At 65.5% G+C, this 1,187-nt stretch carries 1 protein-coding gene; it reads left to right on the top strand.

Going from position 1 to position 1,187, the window contains the following annotated elements; translation table 11 throughout:
* Positions 1-1,187: elongation factor Tu (gene tuf, locus DY262_RS21480; RefSeq protein WP_070401354.1), on the top strand; the 1,187-nt coding region annotated here is incomplete at its 3' end.

Here is a 1,187-nt window from a genome sequence, read left to right as displayed (position 1 = left end):
ATGGCTAAGGAAAAATTCGAGCGGACCAAGCCGCACGTGAACGTTGGCACGATCGGGCACGTGGACCACGGCAAGACGACGCTGACGGCGGCGATCACGACGGTGCTGGCGAGCAAGTTCGGCGGCGCGGCGAAGGCCTACGACCAGATCGACGCGGCTCCGGAAGAAAAGGCGCGTGGCATCACGATCAACACCGCGCACGTCGAGTACGAGACGGCCAACCGGCACTACGCGCACGTTGACTGCCCGGGCCACGCCGACTACGTCAAGAACATGATCACGGGTGCCGCCCAGATGGACGGCGCCATTCTGGTGTGCTCGGCCGCGGACGGCCCGATGCCCCAGACGCGCGAGCACATCCTGCTGGCGCGCCAGGTGGGCGTGCCCTACATCATCGTCTTCCTGAACAAGTGCGACATGGTCGACGACGCCGAGCTGCTCGAGCTGGTGGAGATGGAAGTGCGCGAGCTGCTGAGCAAGTACGACTTCCCTGGCGACGACACGCCCATCATCAAGGGCTCGGCCAAGCTGGCGCTCGAAGGCGACAAGGGTGACCTGGGCGAGCAGGCCATCATGCGCCTGGCCGAGGCGCTGGACAGCTACATCCCCACGCCCGAGCGCGCGGTGGACGGCGCCTTCCTGATGCCGGTCGAAGACGTGTTCTCCATCTCGGGTCGCGGCACGGTGGTGACCGGCCGTATCGAGCGCGGTGTGGTCAAGGTTGGCGAGGAAATCGAGATCGTGGGCATCTCGGCCACGCAAAAGACCACCTGCACGGGCGTGGAGATGTTCCGCAAGCTGCTGGACCAGGGCCAGGCGGGCGACAACGTGGGTATCCTGCTGCGCGGCACCAAGCGCGAGGAAGTGCAGCGCGGCCAGGTGCTGTGCAAGCCCGGCTCGATCAAGCCGCACACGCACTTCACCGGTGAGGTCTACGTGCTGAGCAAGGACGAGGGCGGCCGTCACACGCCGTTCTTCAACAACTACCGTCCGCAGTTCTACTTCCGCACGACCGACGTCACGGGCTCCATCGAGCTGCCCAAGGACAAGGAAATGGTCATGCCCGGCGACAACGTGTCGATCACCGTCAAGCTGATCGCGCCCATCGCCATGGAAGAAGGCCTGCGCTTTGCCATCCGCGAAGGCGGCCGCACCGTCGGCGCCGGCGTCGTGGCCAAGATCATCGA

The sequence above is a fragment of the Hydrogenophaga borbori genome (genome assembly GCF_003417535.1).
Classification (GTDB): Bacteria; Pseudomonadota; Gammaproteobacteria; order Burkholderiales; family Burkholderiaceae_C; genus Hydrogenophaga; species Hydrogenophaga borbori.
This window is presented reverse-complemented; position numbering and strand designations above follow the sequence as displayed.